The organism is Streptomyces spinosus, from assembly GCF_020400655.1.
GTDB classification, from domain to species: Bacteria; Actinomycetota; Actinomycetes; order Streptomycetales; family Streptomycetaceae; genus Streptomyces; species Streptomyces argyrophylli.
In genome coordinates, this window is the sequence record NZ_JAINRC010000012.1 from 182672 (window position 1) to 201217 (window position 18546).

Here is an 18546-nt window from a genome sequence, read left to right on the forward strand (position 1 = left end):
ACGGCGCCCTGTTCGGGTCGTAGAGTTGCGCGCACGCCATCCGCAAGACCGACCGATTACGAGGCTCTTCCGTGCGCCGACGCTCACTCCTCCTCGCCGCCGTTCCCGCAGGGCTGGTCACGCTCGCCGGATGCGGTGACGGCAAGTCCGACTCCGGCAAGACCGGCGCCTCACCGTCGGCCTCGGCGTCGTCCGCGCCGCCCCCGCCCAAGATCGTGGACGGGCCGCTGCCGGCGGTCACGGCGGGCACGAAGTTCGGCGAGAAGCCGACCGTCGCCAAGGGGCCGGGCGAGCCGTCGAAGGACCTCGCGGTGAAGACGCTGATCGCGGGCAGTGGCCGCACGATCGCGGAGAACGACTTCATCCAGGCGAACTACCTCGGCCAGATCTGGAGCACGGCCAAGGTCTTCGACAACTCCTACGACCGCAAGCGCCCCCTGGTCATCCAGCTCGCGCAGGGCGGCATCATCGACGGCTGGCGGTACGGCCTGGCGGGCAAGAAGACCGGCAGCCGTGTCCAGCTCGCCGTCCCGCCCACCTGGGGCTACGGCACGGAGGGCAACGCGCAGGCGGGCATCAAGGGCACCGACACCCTGGTCTTCGTCATCGACCTGATCGACTCCTTCAACTCCAAGAGCTCCGCCAAGGGCACGCCGGTCCCGCAGAACGACGCGGCCCTGCCGAAGGTGGCCACCAACACCGACGGCCAGGTGCCCAAGGTCACCGTGCCCAGGACCGACCCGCCGAACAAGCTCGTGTCGGAGTACGTCCTGGAGGGCGACGGCCCACAGCTGAAGGCCGACCAGACGATCCTGTGCCAGTTCCAGGGCCTGGTCTGGGACGGCGGCAAGACCTTCCAGCGGACGTACGGCTCCGGCCGGCTCAGCCAGTTCTCGCTGGAGCAGATGCAGCAGGCGGTCAAGGGCCTCGCCCAGGGCCTGACCGGCAAGAAGGTCGGCAGCCGGGTCCTGATCGTCGTCCCGCCGGACCTGGGGTACGGCGACAACCCGCCGAGCGGCGGAGTCATCAAGAAGGGCGCCACCCTCGTGTTCACCGTGGACATCCTCGCGGCGATGTAGCGCCCGGGACGCCCGGGGCGGGCGGGAGGCCCGCGATGATGAAAGACTGTCCACGTTTCGTGTCGTACACAAGCAGGAGCTTTTGACGTGAGCATCGACAAGCCCGAGATCGACTTCCCGGGCGGCGAGCCCCCGGCGGACCTGGAGATCAAGGACATCTGGGAGGGCGACGGACCGGTCGCGCAGGCGGGCCAGAACGTCACCGTCCACTACGTGGGCGTCGCCTTCAGCACCGGCGAGGAGTTCGACGCCAGCTGGAACCGCGGCACGCCGTTCCGCTTCCCGCTCGGTGCCGGCCGGGTCATCAAGGGCTGGGACCAGGGCGTGCAGGGCATGAAGGTCGGTGGCCGCCGCCAGCTGACCATCCCCGCCCACCTCGCCTACGGCAACCAGAGCCCGACCCCGGCGATCAAGCCCGGCGAGACCCTCATCTTCGTGGTCGACCTTCTCGGCGTCTGATCCGCGCCAGGCCGACCGGCCGGATCCGACCGGAACCGACCACCTGGGGCCCATGCCTGCTCGGGCATGGGCCCTCGGCTTTTGTCACCGACCCGCGGAGCGGTACGGTCGTCGGTCGGAAGCACCATAGGGAAGGCGAAGGGCGTCGATGGCCATTGCCAAGGCCGAGCGGCTGATGAACCTCGCGCTGTGTCTGCTCGGGACGCGGCGGCCGCTCAGCAAGCGGGAGCTGCGCGAGTCCATCGAGGCGTACCTGGAAGCGGGCAGTGACGACTCCTTCAACCGCATGTTCGAGCGGGACAAGGACGACCTGCGGGAACTGGGCCTGGTCATCGAGACGGTCGAGAACCTCGAAGGCGAGGTCGGCTACCTCGCCCGCCGCGACAGCAACCGCCTGCCCCCCATCACCCTGGACGCCGAGGAGGCCGCCGCGCTCGGCCTGGCCGCCAAGGTCTGGCAGCAGGCCCGGCTGGCCGGGGCCGCCAGCGGCGCCCTGCAGAAGCTGCGCGCGGCCGGGCTCCCCGAGGACGTCGACCCGTACGAGGCGCACGGCGCCCTGGAGCCGCGCATCCCGGTGCACGAGGCCGCCTTCGAGCCGCTGATGCTGGCCTGCCGCGACCGCCGCCCGGTGGTCTTCGAGTACCGCAAGGCCTCCGCCGCCCACCCCGAGCCCCGGCACGTCGAACCGTGGGCGCTGGAGTGCTGGCGCGGCCACTGGTACCTGGCCGGCTTCGACCGCGACCGGGGCGCCGAGCGCGTCTTCCGGCTCTCCCGGATCACCGGAAAGGTCCGCTCGCGCGGCACGGGCTTCACCGCGCCCGTGCCGGACGTCGTCACCGTGCGCGAGACCGTCGCCGGCTGGGCCGGCGAGATAGCCGACCGCTCGGCCCTGATCCGGCTGCGCTCCGGCGCCGGTTACCCCCTTCGGGCGAAGGCCACCGCGGTCCGGGAACTCGGCGACGGCTGGGACGAGTTGGAGATTCCGTACGGGCACGGCCTGGACGCCTGGCTGGTGGAGTTCGGGCCGGACGTGGTGGTCCTGGAGCCGGCCGAGCTGCGGGCCGACGTGGTGGACCGGCTGCGCGCCGTGGCCAAGGGCTGAGGGGGAGCGGGACTGTGGCAGTCAGACCGGCCAGGACGGCCAACGCGATCGACCAGACCCGGCGGATGCTCTCCCTGGTGACGTACCTCAGGGAGCGCCCCGGTGCCCGGATCGCCGACGTGGCGCGCGCCTTCGGCATCACGGAGGACGAGCTGGTCGCCGACCTCGATCTGCTGCCCATGTGCGGCACCAGCTTCCGCGGCGGCGACCTGCTGGACATCGACACCGACGGCGAGCGCATCTGGTGGCACAACCCGGCCGCGCTCGGCGAGGAGGCGGCGGAACCGCTCCGGCTCGCCGCCGACGAGGCCACCGCGCTGCTGGTCGCCGCCCGCGCCGTGTCGACCCTTCCCGGCCTGCGGGAGAGCGACCGCCAGGCCCTGCTGCGGGCCACCGCCAAGGTGGAGGCCGCGGCCGGAGAGGCCGCCGGCGCCAGCTCCCGGCTGTCGGTGACCTTCGAGTCCGAGGGCGGCGTCTTCGCCGATGTCGACCGGGCGATCTCCGAGCGCCGCCGGCTGTGGATCCGCTACTACTCCCCGGCCCGGGACGAGGTCACCGAGCGTGAGATCGACCCGATCCGCCTGGTCAGCGTGGGTCACACCTACGTGGAGGCATGGTGTCGCCGCTCCGAGGCGCGGCGCACCTTCCGCCTGGACCGGGTCGCCGAGATCAGGATCCTCGACGCGCCCTCGGCCCCGCCCGAGATAGAACTGCGCGACCTCTCCGAGGGTCTGGTGCAGCCGGCCGCCGAGGACCCCGAGGTGGTGGTCGAGGTCGGCCCCGGTGGCCGCTGGGTCGCCGAGTACTACCCGCACGACAGCGCCGATGAGCTTCCCGACGGCGGGCTGCGTATCACTCTGCGCACCCCCGAGCCGGCCTCCCTGCGCCGGCTCGCCCTGCGTCTCGGCCGCGACGGCCGGATCGTCTCCCCGCCGGAGCTGGCGGACAGCGCCCGCAGTGCGGCGGCGGAGGCGTTGGCCGCGTACGACGCCGAGCCGTCGGTGGGCTCCCCGCGGTGAGGCGCGTCCGCAGGGGGGCGGGGAACCGCGCGGCACACCCCCGTGGCGCCGCGCACACGCGACGGCACGACGCGGCGATCCCAGCGACGCCCCTGGTGAACGACCGGAAGAAGGAGCGAGGCCTGTGAGCGAGCGTGCGGGTGAGATGACGGCGGCGACCGCCTTCGCCGGCATGAGACGAGCGGTCCCGGTGATGTTCAGGGCCGGCTGCCCGGACTGCCGCGGCCGCTTCGAACTCGCCGCCGGCGCGCTGCGCCTCGCCATCGGCGCCAGCAGCCGGACGACGTTCTACTCCTTCACCTGCCCCGACTGCGGCGCCGCTGTCCGCAAGCCCGCAGGGGAGCGGATCGTGGAGCTGCTCACCGGCGGCGGGGTGCGGACCCTGCGGCTGCACTCCACGGTGTAGCCCCCCGCGTCGCCCGTCGGCGGACGGTCTAGGCTCGGCGTCATGTTCTGGCCGATGTTCGCGGTAGCGATGGGTTTCCTGGGTGTCGCCGTCCTGGGGGTGCTCGCCGTGCGGGTGTTCCTGGAGGCGCGGCGCCTCGGGGAGCAGGTCGCGGACTCCGCACGCCGTATCAACAGGGCCGCCGAGGATCTGGAGCGGGCGTCCGAGCGCGCGGCCCGCGCCGTGGACGCGCTCTGAGCGGTGCCGGGCGGTGCCCGTGAGACCGGCGGCGCAAGCGCTTTGCGTCACTTCGCCCTGTCATGCTGCCCTGTGGGACAGGTACGCTGCTGGTCACGGTGTGGAGAACGAGGCCCGCATCGTGGACCGGGAGTACGCACGGGGATTGCCTCACGTTTACCCCTGAGCGTTACGATCGCTGCCAGCATGACCATCGGACACATGTCCGACTGGTCGGACAGCACCCCACCCAGCCGCCTCGGTGAGAAGGTAAAGACTTATGTTCGGAAGGCTCGGAGCTCCCGAGATCATTCTCATCCTCGTCGTCATCATCCTGCTGTTCGGCGCGAAGAAGCTTCCGGACATGGCCCGCTCGCTCGGCAAGTCCGCGCGCATCCTCAAGAGCGAGGCCAAGGCGATGAAGGAAGAGGGCGGCAGCACGTCCGCCCAGCCGCCCACCACGGGCGAGCAGCCCCCGGCGCAGCGCACCATCCAGGCGGCCCCCGGTGACGTGACCAGCTCGCGGCCGGTCAACGAACCGACGGACACCACCCAGCGCTGACGCACGGCCGGAAACCCCCGGCCTGCCGCACGAGATGAGGACGTGGGTTGCTCAAGCCTGCCCGCAAGAAGGAGAAGGATCCAGAGGGGCGGATGCCCCTCGCGGATCACCTTCGTGAGCTCCGCAACCGGCTCGCGAAGGCGATGCTGGCCATCGTCATCGTGACGATCGTCGCGGCCTTCTACTACAACGACATCATCAACTTCCTGACGAAGCCGATCCTCGACTCGGTCGGCTGCCAGGAGTCCTTCGCCCAGCTGGCGCACTCCGACGGCAAGACCCAGTGCGCGGAGATCACGATCAACGGTCTCCTCGCGCCGTTCACGCTGGCCCTCCAGGTCTCGCTGATGGCGGGTGTCGTGCTCGCGTCGCCGATCTGGCTGTACCAGCTCTGGGCCTTCGTCGCGCCGGGCCTCCACCGTCACGAGAAGAAGTACGCCTACGCCTTCGTCTTCACGGGCGCCCCGCTGTTCTTCGCCGGTGCCTTCTTCGCGTACAAGGTGCTGCCGACCACCGCGAAGGTGCTGATCGACTTCACGCCGAACGGCGACATCAAGAACCTGCTGCCGCTCGACGACCTGCTCCAGCTGGTCACCCGCATGGTGATCGTCTTCGGTCTCTCCTTCGAGCTTCCGCTGCTGCTGGTCATGCTCAACCTCACCGGGGTGCTGACCGGCCGGCGCATGCTCGGCTGGTGGCGGGCCATGATCCTCGGCATCACGGTCTTCGCGGCCGTGGCCACCCCGAGCACCGACCCGCTGTCCATGCTGGCCCTCGCCGGGCCGATCTGGGTGCTGTACTTCGGCGCGGTCGGATTCTCCCTGCTCAACGACAAGCGCCGGCGCCGTCGCGAGGCCGCGGGTCCCGCCGACGACGAGGCCTCCGAGCTCGACCTCACGCCCGAGGACATCGGCGAGGTCGAGCCCGTCCCGGCCGCCCGTGCCCTGCCCGAGCAGGCGAGCACCGACCGGGTCAACGGATACGACGACGTGACCTGATCCCTCACCGAGCCGCCGCGCGATGCCCCCGCCCCCCGAGGACGGGGGCATCCGTGTTCCCGCGGGCCGTCCGCCGCGATTCTTCCGGTCTTCTTACCCTCCGGTTCTCTTACCTTCAGGCTGTCGTCCGGAGGGTCATCCGGATAATGATCGTCCTGTTGTCAGCGGGGCCCGGTACGCTCGAAAGCACGATGACAGAGGACCTCTCACCGGCCGAGCGGTACGCGGCAGCCCGCAGGCGGGCAGCCGAGCAGGCCACCGCGCTCGCCTCCTTCCGCGAGATGTACGACTTCGGCCTCGACCCCTTCCAGATCGAGGCCTGCCAGGCCCTCGAAGCGGGCAAGGGCGTCCTGGTGGCCGCCCCCACCGGCTCGGGCAAGACGATCGTGGGCGAGTTCGCCGTCCACCTCGCCCTGCGGCAGGGCAAGAAGTGCTTCTACACGACACCCATCAAGGCGCTGTCCAACCAGAAGTACGCCGACCTGTGCCGCCGCTACGGCACCGGGAAGGTGGGCCTGCTCACCGGCGACAACAGCGTGAACTCCGACGCCCCGGTGGTCGTGATGACCACCGAGGTGCTGCGGAACATGCTCTACGCCGGCTCGCAGACCCTCCTCGGCCTCGGCTACGTGGTCATGGACGAGGTGCACTACCTCTCCGACCGTTTCCGCGGCGCCGTCTGGGAAGAGGTGATCATCCACCTGCCCGAGTCGGTGACCCTGGTCTCGCTCTCCGCCACCGTGTCCAACGCGGAGGAGTTCGGTGACTGGCTGGACACCGTCCGCGGCGACACGGACGTGATCGTCTCCGAGCACCGGCCCGTGCCGCTGTTCCAGCACGTGCTCGCCGGGCGCCGGATGTACGACCTGTTCGAGGAGGGCGAGGGCCACAAGAAGGCCGTCAACCCCGACCTGGTCCGCCTCGCCCGCATGGAGGCCACCCGGCCGTCGTACCAGGACCGCAGGCGCGGACGGTCGATGCGGGAGGCCGACCGGGAGCGCGAGCGCAGACAGCGCTCGCGCGTGTGGACCCCGGGCCGCCCCGAGGTCATCGAACGGCTCGACTCCGAGGGCCTGCTCCCGGCCATCACCTTCATCTTCAGCCGGGCCGCCTGCGAGGCCGCCGTCCAGCAGTGCCTGTACGCGGGCCTGCGGCTCAACGACGAGGAGGCACGTGAGCAGGTCCGCGCCCTGGTCGAGGAACGCACCGCCTCCATCCCGACCGAGGACCTGCACGTCCTCGGCTACTACGAATGGCTGGAGGGCCTGGAGCGCGGCATCGCCGCCCACCACGCGGGCATGCTGCCGACCTTCAAGGAGGTCGTGGAGGAGCTGTTCGTACGCGGTCTGGTCAAGGCCGTGTTCGCCACCGAGACCCTCGCGCTCGGCATCAACATGCCCGCCCGCTCGGTGGTCCTGGAGAAGCTCGTCAAGTGGAACGGCGAGCAGCACGCCGACATCACCCCCGGCGAGTACACCCAGCTGACCGGCCGGGCCGGCCGCCGGGGCATCGACGTCGAGGGCCACGCCGTGGTGCTGTGGCAGCGCGGCATGAGCCCCGAGCACCTCGCCGGGCTCGCGGGCACGCGCACGTACCCGCTGCGCTCCAGCTTCAAGCCGTCGTACAACATGGCGGTCAACCTGGTCGAGCAGTTCGGCCGGCACCGCTCGCGCGAGCTGCTGGAGACCTCCTTCGCCCAGTTCCAGGCCGACAAGTCGGTCGTCGGGATCTCCCGCCAGGTGCAGCGCAACGAGGAGGGCCTGGAGGGCTACAAGGCCTCCATGACCTGCCACCTCGGCGACTTCGAGGAGTACGCGCGGCTGCGCCGCGAGCTGAAGGACCGGGAGACCGAGCTGGCCCGGCAGGGCGCGAGCGAGCGGCGTGCCGAGGCCGCCGTGGCGCTGGAGAAGCTGAAGCCGGGCGATGTCATCCACGTGCCCACCGGCAAGTACGCGGGCCTGGCCCTGGTCCTGGACCCTGGCCTGCCCGCGGGCCGGTCCAACGGCCACCGCGGCTTCGACCACCACGACGGGCCGCGGCCGCTGGTGCTGACCGCCGAACGGCAGGTCAAGCGGCTGGCGTCGATGGACTTCCCGGTGCCGGTCGAGCCGCTGGACCGGATGCGGATCCCGAAGACCTTCAACCCGCGCTCGCCGCAGTCCCGGCGGGACCTCGCCTCCGCGCTGCGGACCAAGGCCGGGCACATCCCGCCGGAGCGGGCGCGCAAGAAGCGGTCGCAGGCCGCCGACGACCGTGAGATCGCACGGCTGCGGACGGCGATCCGGGCGCACCCCTGCCACGGGTGCAACGACCGCGAGGACCACGCGCGCTGGGCCGAGCGCTACCACCGGCTGCTGCGCGACACCTCGCAGCTGGAGCGGCGCATCGAGGGCCGTACGAACACCATCGCGCGGACCTTCGACCGGATCGTGGCCCTGCTGACCGAGCTGGACTACCTGCGCGGCGACGAGGTGACCGAGCACGGCAAGCGGCTCGCGCGGCTCTACGGCGAACTGGACCTGCTGGCCAGCGAGTGCCTGCGCGAGCGGGTCTGGGAGGGGCTGGCCCCCGCCGAACTCGCCGCCTGTGTCTCGGCGTTGGTGTACGAGGCCCGGGTCGGCGACGACGCGATGGCGCCGAAGCTGCCCTCCGGCAAGGCCAAGGCCGCGCTCGGCGAGATGGTCCGGATCTGGGGCCGGCTCGACGGGCTGGAGGAGGAGTTCCGGATCAGCCAGACCGAGGGTGTCGGGCAGCGGGAGCCGGACCTCGGGTTCGCCTGGGCCGCGTACATGTGGGCGTCCGGCAAGGGGCTCGACGAGGTGCTGCGGGAGGCGGAGATGCCGGCCGGGGACTTCGTGCGGTGGTGCAAGCAGGTCATCGACGTGCTCGGACAGATCTCCGCCGCGGCTCCCGCGGAGGGGTCGACCGTGGCCAAGGCGGCGCGCAAGGCCGTCGACCAGTTGCTGCGGGGTGTGGTCGCCTACTCGTCCGTGGGCTGACCCGTCCGGCAACGGCGTAGGGCAGAGCCGTGACCGGCTGACGGCGGTCACGGTGGGGGAACGGGGGTCGCACCCGCCGAGGTGCGGCCCCCGTCGTCATGTCACCCGGCACGGTGAGCGACGTTCGTACGCCCGTGTGCCGTTACTCCTCGTGTGCGAGTAAGAGCCCAGCGTGCAAAGAGAGTTGAGAGTACTCCCCTCGCGGGGCGATTTCAGGTGCTTGCCGAATATGACACGGCGATGATCCGGTCGGACTAAGCTCGCCCGCGGCGCACCGAGTTGAGGTGAATCGTGCGTCTGTTCCCCAATGCGGAATATATCCCGAACAGTTCCTTGTACCTTCCCCCCACATGCACCCCCGAACCCAGCCGATTCGTCCCAGAAGGCATCCATGGTGAGTGTTCAGAAGCCTCCCGGTCGCCGTGAACGTCCCTATGCGCGCGTGCTGTTGCCGCCGGCCATAGTGATGGCCGCGGCGGCCGGGGCCGCCGTCGCCCTGGTACCGCCCACGGCCCGGCTCGCCGTCGGCGTGTGCGGAGCGCTGGCCGTCCTGCTGGTCCTCGGCACGGCCGGGGAGGCCGCCCGGCGCGGCCGTCTGCTCCGCGAGGCGCGGGCCGAACACGCCCGCCACGCCGCGCACCTGGAGCAGCGGATCGCCGCGCACAGCGATCTGATGGAGCGCTTCGCCACCGACGTCCTGCCCGCCGGCTTCCACCGGCTGCGCCGCGGCCAGGTGCTGCGGGACGTCGTGCGCGACGTGTTCGACGCGGACCCCGAACTGCGCGGCCTGCCCGAGGGCTACCGCGAGCTGGTGCGCATCGCGCTGCGCGGCGCCGACCAGGAGATCTCGATGCGCGACGCCACCGAGCGCTCCTTCGTGAGCGTCGCCCGGCGCGTGCAGGCCATCGTCCACCAGCAGGCGTACGAACTCCGCGAGATGGAGGAGGACCACGGCCGCAACCCCGAGGTCTTCGACGACCTGCTGCGCATCGACCACGGCACCTCGCTGATCGGCCGGCTCGCCGACACCATCTCCGTCCTCGGCGGCGGCCGGCCCGGCCGCCAGTGGCCCAAGCCGGTCTCCCTCTACAGCGTGCTGCGCGGCGCGATGTCCCGCATCCTGGAGTACCGCCGCATCAACCTCGCCTCGATCGTCAACATCAACATCAAGGGCACCTCGGTCGAGCCGGTCATCCACGCCGCCGCCGAACTCCTCGACAACGCCACGCGCTACTCACCGCCGTCGACGAAGGTGCACGTCACCGCCGTCGAGGTGCAGGCGGGCGTCGTCATCGAGATCGAGGACTGCGGCGTCAGCCTCAGCGAGGAGTCCCGCGCCCGCATCGAGCGGATGATCGAGGACGCCAAGAACGGCGAGGACGCGCACAACCTCGGCGAGAACCCGCGCCTCGGCCTCGCCGTCGTCGGCCGCCTCTGCAAGCGGTTCGACATGGACGTCTCGCTGCGCGCGTCCGCGTACGGCGGTGTCCGCGCGATCCTCGTGGTGCCGCGCGTCATGACGACCACCGAGCCCGGCGTCGGCGCCGCGCACGGCATCGGTGCCGCCGCCGCCCAGATCCCCACGGCGGACGCCGTCGAGGGTCCCAAGCGCCCGCCCAAGAAGCGCCGCCCCACCAGCCCGAAGATCCCTGCCGGGATCTCGCTGGAGGACGACGTCCCCGAGGTCACCGAGTGGACCGCGGGCGGTCTGCCGCAGCGCCGCAGCCGGGTGAAGACCCCGCTCAGCCAGCGGTACGCCGAACAGGCCGCCATCGAACGCGCCGAGCGCGAGGGCAGGCCGACCATCTGGTCCCAGAAGAAGGCGGAACCGGAACCCGAGCCCGAGATCGACCCCGAGCGCAAGAAGCTCATGGAACGGCCGCCGGGCATGTGGATGGAGGCCTTCTGGGACGGTCTGCGCGAGGGCATGCCCCCGGACACCCCCACCCACGAACTGACCGACTTCACGCTCCACCCCACCAAGTACGTGCATCTGCTCAAGGATTCGGCCGACCCCGTCCAGGGCGCCACCGAGGCCGACGACGAGGGGGACTCCCAGTGATCCAGCAGCGAGGCAACCTGGACTGGATGCTCAAGCAGCTGAACGACGGCGTGCCGGGCATCGAGATGATCGTGGTCCTGTCCGCCGACGGCCTGCGCATCGCCCGCTACGGCGGCGACCCCGACGCCGCCGACCGGGTCGCCGCCGCCTGCGCGGGCGTGCAGAGCCTGGCCGGCGCCATCGTCCAGGAGCTGCCGGGCGCCGGCGACATGAAGACCGTCGTCTTCGAGATCGACGGCGGCTACTTCTACCTCATGAACGCCGGCCCCAACGCCTACCTCGCCGTGCTCTCCGACGTGACGTGCGAACCGGGGCGGATGAGCGGCATGATGCGCGACCTCGTCGTCCGGATCGGCGCCCATCTCACCAGTCCGCCCCGGCGGAACGGGCAGACCGTATGACACCTCCACGACGCACGCGGCGCCGGCCGCAGCCCCCGCCCGCCCCGCAGCCCCCGCGGCTGCCGCAGCCCTCGCGGCCTCCGTCGCGGGACGCGGCGGGGGCCAAGGGACCGGGCGACAACCCGGAGCGGCTGTACTCCGTCACCGGGTCCGGCGACGGAGCCCGCGCCGAACTCGACCTGGTGACCCTGATCGTGGCGCGCTCCGGGCCCCCGGTCTCCGCCACCCCGGAGCAGGCGGCGGTGCTCCGGCTCTGCGGGACCCCCCTGTCCGTGGCGGAGCTGTCCGCCTACCTCCGACTGCCGTTCAGCACGATGACCGTCCTGCTCACCGAGCTGATCGCGGCCGAACTGGTGCAGGCGCGCGCCCCCATCGTCCGCCAGGCGCTCCCCGACCGTTCACTCCTCGAAGCGGTGATGCATGGACTTCAACGGCTCTGACACCCTCCCCGGCCCGCGCACCGAGGACCACCTGCCGCACACCGCGCAGGCCGCGGTGAAGATCGTGATCGTCGGAGGCTTCGGCGTCGGCAAGACCACCATGGTCGGTTCGGTCAGCGAGATCAGACCGCTGACCACCGAGGAGACCATGACCCAGGCCGGCATCGGCGTCGACGACGACTACGGCTCCGAGTCCAAGACGGCCACCACCGTGGCCATGGACTTCGGCCGGATCAGCATCACCGAGAAACTGGTCCTCTACCTCTTCGGCACCCCCGGCCAGGAGCGCTTCTGGTTCCTGTGGAACGGCCTGTTCGAAGGCGCGCTGGGCGCGGTCGTCCTGGTCGACACCCGGCGCCTGGAGGTCAGCTTCGACGTGATGGGCCGGCTGGAGGAGGGCGGTGTGCCCTTCGTCGTCGCCGTCAACTCCTTCCCCGACGCGCCCCGTTACCCGGTCGAGGAACTGCGCACCGCCCTCGACCTGAGCCCGGACATCCCGATCATCGACTGCGATGTGCGCCGCCGGGCCTCCAGCAAGGACGTGCTGATGACCCTGATGGGCTTCCTGCACTCCCTCGCCATGTCCGGCGCCCTCACCTGACCGGCATCCCACCGACCCCGACCCTTCCGCCCCGGAGCGACCACTGTGACGCCTGAATCCCCCTCACCGACCGGGACACCCGACACCCTCTCCGGTCCGCCACCGGGCTGCCCCGCGCACGGCCTCGGCCCCGGGGGGCCGCGCCGGCTCTACGGCCCCGACGCGGAGGACCTCGGCGACCTCTACGAGCGCCTGCGGGACGAGCACGGCCCCGTGGCGCCCGTGCTCCTCCACGACGACGTGCCGATGTGGGTGGTCCTCGGCCACGCCGAGAACCTGCAACTCGTGCGGAACCCCTCGCAGTTCACCCGTGACAGCCGGATCTGGACCCCGCTGCGCGAGGGCATGGTCAAACCCGACCACCCGCTCATGCCGCACATCGCCTGGCAGCCCATCTGCTCCCACGCCGAGGGCGAGGAGCACAAGCGGCTGCGCGGCGCGGTCACCGCGGCCATGGAGACCATCGACCACCGCGGGGTGCGCCGGCACATCGGCCGCTACACCCAGATCCTGGTCAACAGCTTCTGCGAGCGGGGCCGGGCCGAGCTGGTGTCCCAGTTCGCCGAGCACCTGCCGATGGCCGTGATGTGCGAGATCCTCGGCATGCCCGAGGAGTACAACGACCGGATGGTGCAGGCCGCGCGTGACGCCCTCAAGGGCACCGAGACCGCCATCCAGAGCCACGCCTACGTCATGGACGCGCTCGGCCGGCTCACCACCCGCCGGCGCGTCCGGCCCGAGGACGACTTCACCAGCCACCTCCTCACCCACCCGGCCGGGCTCAGCGACGACGAGGTACGCGAACACCTGCGGGTCGTCCTCTTCGCCGCCTACGAGGCCACCGCGAACCTCCTCGCCAACGCGCTGCGCATGGTCCTCACCGAGCCCGGCTTCCGGGCCCAGCTCAACGGCGGCCAGATGACCGTGCCGGAGGCGATCGAGCAGTCCCTGTGGGACGAGCCGCCGTTCAGCACGGTCTTCGGCTACTACGCCAAGCAGGACACCGAGCTGGGCGGGCGGCGGATCCGCAAGGGCGACGGGCTGCTCTTCGCACCGGCACCGGGCAACATCGACCCGCGGGTGCGGCCCGACCTCTCCGCGAGCATGCAGGGCAACCGCGCCCACCTCGCCTTCGGCGGCGGCCCGCACGAGTGCCCCGGCCAGGACATCGGCCGCGCCATCGCCGACGTGGGCGTCGACGCACTGCTCACCCGGCTGTCCGACATCCAGCTCGACTGCGCCGAGGAGGACCTGCGCTGGCGGTCGTCCATCGCCTCCCGGCACCTGGTGGCCCTGCCGGTGCGCTTCGAACCGAAGCCGCAGCAGGACGTCGACACGCCGCCGCGGGCCGTGGCCATCCCGTCGCCGCGCTCCGACTGGCAGGTCGGCACCCTCGGCGGCGATCCGGCCCCGGCCGCCGAGCCGGCCCCGGCACCCGTGCGCGCGACCGTCCCGCCGCCCCCCACCCCTCCGGCCCCGCAGCCGCCCCGCCCCCGGGGCCTGTGGGGCCGACTGCTGCACTGGTGGCGCGGAGAGTGACACGGCGCCGCTGCCGGCGGCACCCGCTCCGGGGCGGGTGCCGGCCCGGCGCGGCGTGATCCGAACGAACGGCTCTAGCTTCCGGCCGTCCACGCCTCGGGCGACGTCCACGCGCGGAGGGTGCGGGCGCTGGTGAACGTGTGATCCGTACCGGTGACCGGGTCGGTGAACTCCAGCACGCGCGCGAGCAGTTGCAGGGGGCGGCGGAAGTCGCCGGCCGGTACCGGGGCCGTCACCTCGGGGTACAGCGGGTCGCCCAGGATCGGTACGCCCAGCGCGGTCAGGTGCACCCGGAGCTGGTGGGTCTGCCCGGTGGTCGGCAGGAGCCGGTAGCGGCCGAGCCCGGCCCGGTGCCCGAGCAGCTCCACCCGGGTCCGCGCGTTCGGCTCGCCCGGCACCTCCCGCGCGGCCGGCACGCCGCGCTCCTTCACGATCCTGCTGCGCACGGTCCGGGGCAGGACGAGCGCGGGATCGTACGGCGCCACGGCCTCGTACTCCTTGCGCACCCGCCGGTCCCGGAAGAGCGACTGGTACGCGCCCCGCTCGTTCGGCCGCACGGTGAACAGCACCAGCCCGGCGGTGAGCCGGTCCAGCCGGTGCGCCGCCGTCAGCGTCGGGATGCCGAGCTCACTCCGGAGCCTGGCGAGCGCGGTCTGGGCGACGTGCGCACCGCGCGGGGTGGTGGCCAGGAAGTGCGGCTTGTCGGCCACCACGATGTGCTCGTCGCGGTACACCACCTCCACCGGGAACGGCACCGGCACCTCGGCGGGCAGCTCGCGGTGGAACCAGACGAACATCCCCGGACGGTACGGGGCGTCCGGCGCCACGGCCCGCCCGTCGGCCCCGACCACCAGCCCGGCGGCGAACATCGACTCGACCACCCCGGCCGGGGCGCCCGTCAGCCGCTCCACCAGATGCTCCCGCACGGTGGCCCACGCCCCGTCCACGGGCAGCCGGACGCGGACGGGGTCCACGCCCTCGCGCTGGGGGAGCGGGGCGGGCGGCGGCGGGGTACGGCGTCTCATCGGGGTCAAGGGTACGGGGGCACGCTCACCCCGCCGGACGTCGCGAAGAGCCGGTCCGCCGGCCCCGTGGTCGGCAGGATGGGGATCATGCCGTTCCTCACCAGCCCCGTCCTGACCCCCGGCGTCCTCGCCCGTATCCCGCAGCCCGCCCTCCCCGCCGCCGGCGGCACGCTGCTGCGCCCGTGGCGGGCCGGGGACGCGCCCGCCGTGCACGCGGCCTTCGAGGACCCGGTGCTGCGCCACTGGCACGGCCGGTCCTGCGACTCCGCGGACGAGGCCGCCGGCTGGATCACTCAGTGGCGCGGGGGGTGGGCGGACGAGCGGGAGGCGCAGTGGGCCGTCGTGGACGAGGCCACGGACGAGCTGCTGGGCCGGGTGGCGCTGCGCCGGATCGTGCTGAGCGACGGCGTCGCCGAGATCGCGTACTGGACGGTGGCGGGGGCGCGGGGCCGGGGCGTCGCCCTGCGTGCCGCGACGGCCCTGACCGGCTGGGCCTTCGAGGAGATCGGCTTCCACCGTCTGGAGCTCCTGCACGCGATCGGCAACCCCGCTTCCTGCCGGGTCGCCGGCAAGGCCGGTTTCGCCCTGGAGGGCACCAAGCGCAGCGCCTACCTCCACCAGGACGGCTGGCACGACATGCACCTGCACGCGCGGGTACGGGGCGACTGACCTGGCGGGACTTCACGGGAGCGGGGAGCGGGGAGCGGGGAGCGGGGAGCGGGGAGCGGGGGACGGGCAGACGGAAGCGGCGGCACCCGTCCCCGGATGCCGCCGCCCTCTCCGATCGCTCAGGCAGCCGCCGCCGGGCCGCCCTCCTGCTCCGCCTCGATCCGGGCGTTCCACTCCCGCTTGCAGGCCTGCCAGCCGTCCTCGTTGTGGCCGAGCCGCCAGTAACCGGAGATGGACAGGTCCTCGCGCGGGATCTGGCGCTCGACCCGCAGCAGCCGGCGCAGCTCCTTCACGAAGCCCGCCTCGCCGTGCACGAAGGCGTGCGGCCGGCCCTGCGGGAACTCCAGCCCGCGCACGGCCTCCAGAAGGGCCTCGCCGACCGGCCGGTCCCCGCGGTGCAGCCAGACGACCGGCACCTCGGAGTCGATCTTCTGCTCCTCCTCGGGCCCGGAGACCTCGACGAACGCGTGCGCACGGGCACCGGCGGGCAGCGTCTCCAGGGCGCGGGCGATGGCGGGCAGCGCGCTCTCGTCCCCGGCGAGCAGGTGCCAGTCGGCCTCGGGGTCGGGCGCGTAGGCGCCGCCGGGGCCCATGAAGCGCACGGTCTCGCCGGGGCGTGCGCGCAGCGCCCAGGGGCCGGCCAGGCCCTCGTCGCCGTGGATCACGAAGTCCAGGGTCAGCTCGCACTGTTCGGGGTCCCAGGCGCGCACGGTGTAGGTCCGGGTCACCGGCCACTGCTCGCGCGGGAACTCGGCGCGGATCCGCTCCAGGTCGAAGGGCTCCGGGTAGACGACCCCGGCGGCGCCGAACAGCAGCTTCACATAGTGGTCGGTACAGGTGTCCGCGGCGAATCCGGCCAGGCCCTCGCCACCGAGCACCACGCGCTGCATGTGCGGGGTCAGCCGCTCGGTGCGCACCACCTGGGCGGTGCGGGGCTTGCGCGGCTTTCGTCCCGGACGCTCTGCCATCACGGCCTCCTGCAAGGTTGGTTAGGTTTACCTAAGCTAGCACCTCGCGTCGCTGCGACACCTCTGATCGAGTGTTCGATGGGGTCCTTTTGCCGGAAGATGGCCGGGCTCACTCCGCGAGCGTGTGCAGCAGCCGCTGCAAGGAACCGCCGAGGCCCCACCGGTGCGTCAGCGCCTCCAGTGCCGCCGGGTCGTGCGGGGTGCGCGGCAGGGCCGTCCCGACGTCCGGCAGCGGCACGTCGTCGGCGACCCGCACCACCTTCGGCGCGACCGCGAGATACGGCCGGGCCTCGGTGAGCCGCTTGCGCTGCGACGGCGTGAGCTTCGCCCGCGGGTCGTCGACCGCCGCCATGATCCCGGCCAGGTCGCCGAACTCGGCGAGCAGTTTCGCGGCCGTCTTCTCGCCGATGCCGGCCACGCCCGGCAGTCCGTCGCTCGGATCGCCGCGCAGCAGCGCCAGATCCGCGTACCCCCGCCCGTCGACGCCATACTTCTCGCGCAGTGCCGCCTCGTCGGTCAGCTGGAGCGTGCCGACGCCCTTCACCGGGTACAGCACCCGGACCCGGCGCTCGTCGTCCACGAGCTGGTACAGGTCGCGGTCGCCGGTGACGATGTCCACCGGGCCGCCGGCCCGGGCGGTGAACGTGCCGATCACGTCGTCGGCCTCGTACCCCGCGACCCCGACACGGGCGATACCGATCGCGTCCAGCACGTCCTCGATCACCGGCACCTGCGGGGCGAGGGTGTCCGGCACCTCCTCCTCGTCCGGCGTGCCCTCGTGCTCCTCGGCGACCCGGTGCGCCTTGTAGCCGGGGATGAGGTCCACCCGCCACTGCGGGCGCCAGTCGGCGTCCATGCAGGCCACCAGGTGCTCCGGGCGGTGGTCCTTGACCAGCCGGTCGATGAAGTCCAGCAGCCCGCGCACCGCGTTGACGGGCGTGCCGTCCGGTGCCCTGACGGAGTCCGGGACGCCGAAGTAGGCGCGGAAGTACAGCGAGGCGGTGTCGAGAAGCATGAGTCGTCCGGTCACGCCCCGCATCATGCCGCACGGCACCGACAGCGGCCCCGCTCCCGGAACGCGTGCGTCACGGCCGGGCACCGTGCGCTTCGACGGCCGCGGCCCGGCGCGGCCCACAGTCGGCTTCAGGCCAATCACCCGGTGTGAGGAACCCTGGCCCGTGCCCGGAGTCCCGGCCCAGTTGGACGGCATGTTCATCCGCCGGGGCGAGCGGGTCCGGGAGTGCTCCCCGGCCCTCCGGCGCTGGCGCGAACCGTGAGGTTCGGGAGACCTGGAAGTGTCAGGGATGTGACAGCCACGTGAAACGGTTTGCCGAACATGCGTAGGGTGCAGAGAAGTCATCGGAAGAGGTGTGCCCCACAACGGGCACCCGGCAGGCGACACGACGAGCGAGGGAGGGAGCCGGAGCGATGGGCGACCACAAAGAGCAGCAGCCCGTGCGGGTGGGCGCGGCCGTCCGGCGGCGCCGTCGTGCGCTGGAACTGACCCTCGCCGTCGTGGCCGAGCGCAGCGGCCTGTCGGTGCCCTTCCTCAGCCAGGTCGAGAACGACCGGGCCCGCCCGAGCCGCACCTCCCTGGAGAAGCTGGCCGACGCCCTGCGCACCACGGCCGTCGAACTCCTCGCCGCCGCCGACCCGGCCGCCAGCGTGGACGTCGTCCGCGCCGAGGCCGTCGCCGAGGGCGACTTCGACCCCCGTACCCGCTCCCTCGTGCGCGGCCACCACCAGCTGCACGCCTCGGAGTTCACCGGCGACCACGACGCCGGCCGCGAGTTCCAGCACCGCAACGACGAGCTGATGTACGTCGCCGACGGGGCGGTGGAGATCGAGGCCGAGGGGCGCGCGTACCGGCTCGGACGCGGCGACACGCTGTATCTGACGGGCGGGGTGCGGCACCGGTGGCGGGCGACCGTGCCGGACACGAGGGTGATCGTGGTGGCGGTGGCGGAGCACATCGAGGCGGTGCAGGATCGGGCACGCTGA

General features: G+C 72.2%; 19 protein-coding genes. 16 read left to right on the forward strand and 3 right to left on the reverse strand.

Features of this window, described 5'->3' with window-relative positions; translation table 11 throughout:
* Positions 1–71 precede the first annotated feature (71 nt).
* The 14 genes from LG395_RS23360 (at position 72) to LG395_RS23425 (ending at position 13883) form a co-directional block, all read left to right on the forward strand.
* Complete coding sequence (locus LG395_RS23360) at positions 72–1079, forward strand: FKBP-type peptidyl-prolyl cis-trans isomerase (RefSeq protein ID WP_225811094.1); 1008 nt, start codon at positions 72–74, stop codon at positions 1077–1079.
* A gap of 87 nt (positions 1080–1166) precedes the next feature.
* Positions 1167–1538 carry an FKBP-type peptidyl-prolyl cis-trans isomerase gene (locus LG395_RS23365; RefSeq protein ID WP_103812397.1) on the forward strand — a complete coding sequence of 124 codons (372 nt, stop codon included), beginning with the start codon at positions 1167–1169 and terminating at the stop codon, positions 1536–1538.
* 148 nt (positions 1539–1686) lie between these two features.
* Entirely contained in the window at positions 1687–2640 is a 954-nt protein-coding gene (locus tag LG395_RS23370) for a helix-turn-helix transcriptional regulator (protein ID WP_171157935.1), read from the forward strand.
* 65 nt (positions 2641–2705) lie between these two features.
* Complete coding sequence (locus tag LG395_RS23375; RefSeq protein ID WP_263982948.1) at positions 2706–3659, forward strand: helix-turn-helix transcriptional regulator; 954 nt, start codon at positions 2706–2708, stop codon at positions 3657–3659.
* A gap of 145 nt (positions 3660–3804) precedes the next feature.
* Entirely contained in the window at positions 3805–4065 is a 261-nt protein-coding gene (locus LG395_RS23380; RefSeq protein ID WP_171160135.1) for a hypothetical protein, read from the forward strand.
* Positions 4066–4107: 42 nt separating this feature from the next.
* Positions 4108–4302 carry a hypothetical protein gene (locus tag LG395_RS23385; RefSeq protein ID WP_171157939.1) on the forward strand — a complete coding sequence of 65 codons (195 nt, stop codon included), beginning with the start codon at positions 4108–4110 and terminating at the stop codon, positions 4300–4302.
* Between the two features lie 259 nt (positions 4303–4561).
* The gene (tatA, locus tag LG395_RS23390) at positions 4562–4843 is read left to right on the forward strand and encodes a Sec-independent protein translocase subunit TatA (protein WP_171157941.1); all 282 of its coding nucleotides are present in this window, start codon (positions 4562–4564) and stop codon (positions 4841–4843) included.
* Positions 4844–4890: 47 nt separating this feature from the next.
* Positions 4891–5841 (forward strand): twin-arginine translocase subunit TatC, encoded by a 951-nt coding sequence (gene tatC / locus LG395_RS23395; RefSeq protein ID WP_171157943.1) that lies wholly within the window; start codon positions 4891–4893, stop codon positions 5839–5841.
* A 146-nt stretch (positions 5842–5987) separates the two neighbouring features.
* Positions 5988–8840: a DEAD/DEAH box helicase gene (locus LG395_RS23400; protein WP_171157945.1), complete on the forward strand. Its 2853-nt coding sequence runs from the start codon at positions 5988–5990 to the stop codon at positions 8838–8840.
* A 391-nt stretch (positions 8841–9231) separates the two neighbouring features.
* Entirely contained in the window at positions 9232–10902 is a 1671-nt protein-coding gene (locus tag LG395_RS23405; RefSeq protein ID WP_225811095.1) for a sensor histidine kinase, read from the forward strand.
* Entirely contained in the window at positions 10899–11303 is a 405-nt protein-coding gene (locus LG395_RS23410) for a roadblock/LC7 domain-containing protein (RefSeq protein ID WP_014671672.1), read from the forward strand. Before LG395_RS23405 ends, LG395_RS23410 begins: the two co-directional genes overlap by 4 nt.
* A complete protein-coding gene (locus tag LG395_RS23415; RefSeq protein WP_225811096.1) occupies positions 11300–11743 on the forward strand; it encodes a DUF742 domain-containing protein in 444 nt (147 codons plus the stop codon). The genes LG395_RS23410 and LG395_RS23415 overlap by 4 nt, the downstream gene beginning before the upstream one ends.
* A complete protein-coding gene (locus LG395_RS23420; protein WP_171157949.1) occupies positions 11724–12344 on the forward strand; it encodes a GTP-binding protein in 621 nt (206 codons plus the stop codon). The genes LG395_RS23415 and LG395_RS23420 overlap by 20 nt, the downstream gene beginning before the upstream one ends.
* A 45-nt stretch (positions 12345–12389) precedes the next feature.
* Positions 12390–13883, forward strand: coding sequence for a cytochrome P450 (locus LG395_RS23425; protein ID WP_225811097.1), 1494 nt, complete (start codon positions 12390–12392; stop codon positions 13881–13883).
* A 74-nt stretch (positions 13884–13957) separates the two neighbouring features.
* Here LG395_RS23425 and LG395_RS23430 read toward each other — a convergent pair whose 3' ends face one another.
* Positions 13958–14908, reverse strand: coding sequence for a pseudouridine synthase (locus LG395_RS23430; RefSeq protein ID WP_171157953.1), 951 nt, complete (start codon positions 14906–14908; stop codon positions 13958–13960).
* 87 nt (positions 14909–14995) lie between these two features.
* On the opposite strand from LG395_RS23430, the gene LG395_RS23435 reads away from it, so the two are divergent.
* Positions 14996–15577 carry a GNAT family N-acetyltransferase gene (locus tag LG395_RS23435; protein WP_171157955.1) on the forward strand — a complete coding sequence of 194 codons (582 nt, stop codon included), beginning with the start codon at positions 14996–14998 and terminating at the stop codon, positions 15575–15577.
* A 119-nt stretch (positions 15578–15696) separates the two neighbouring features.
* Here LG395_RS23435 and LG395_RS23440 read toward each other — a convergent pair whose 3' ends face one another.
* Positions 15697–16545 carry a siderophore-interacting protein gene (locus LG395_RS23440; RefSeq protein ID WP_225811098.1) on the reverse strand — a complete coding sequence of 283 codons (849 nt, stop codon included), beginning with the start codon at positions 16543–16545 and terminating at the stop codon, positions 15697–15699.
* A gap of 109 nt (positions 16546–16654) precedes the next feature.
* Positions 16655–17584, reverse strand: coding sequence for a 5'-3' exonuclease (locus LG395_RS23445; protein WP_225811164.1), 930 nt, complete (start codon positions 17582–17584; stop codon positions 16655–16657).
* 389 nt (positions 17585–17973) lie between these two features.
* On the opposite strand from LG395_RS23445, the gene LG395_RS23450 reads away from it, so the two are divergent.
* Positions 17974–18546 carry a helix-turn-helix domain-containing protein gene (locus LG395_RS23450; RefSeq protein WP_171157960.1) on the forward strand — a complete coding sequence of 191 codons (573 nt, stop codon included), beginning with the start codon at positions 17974–17976 and terminating at the stop codon, positions 18544–18546.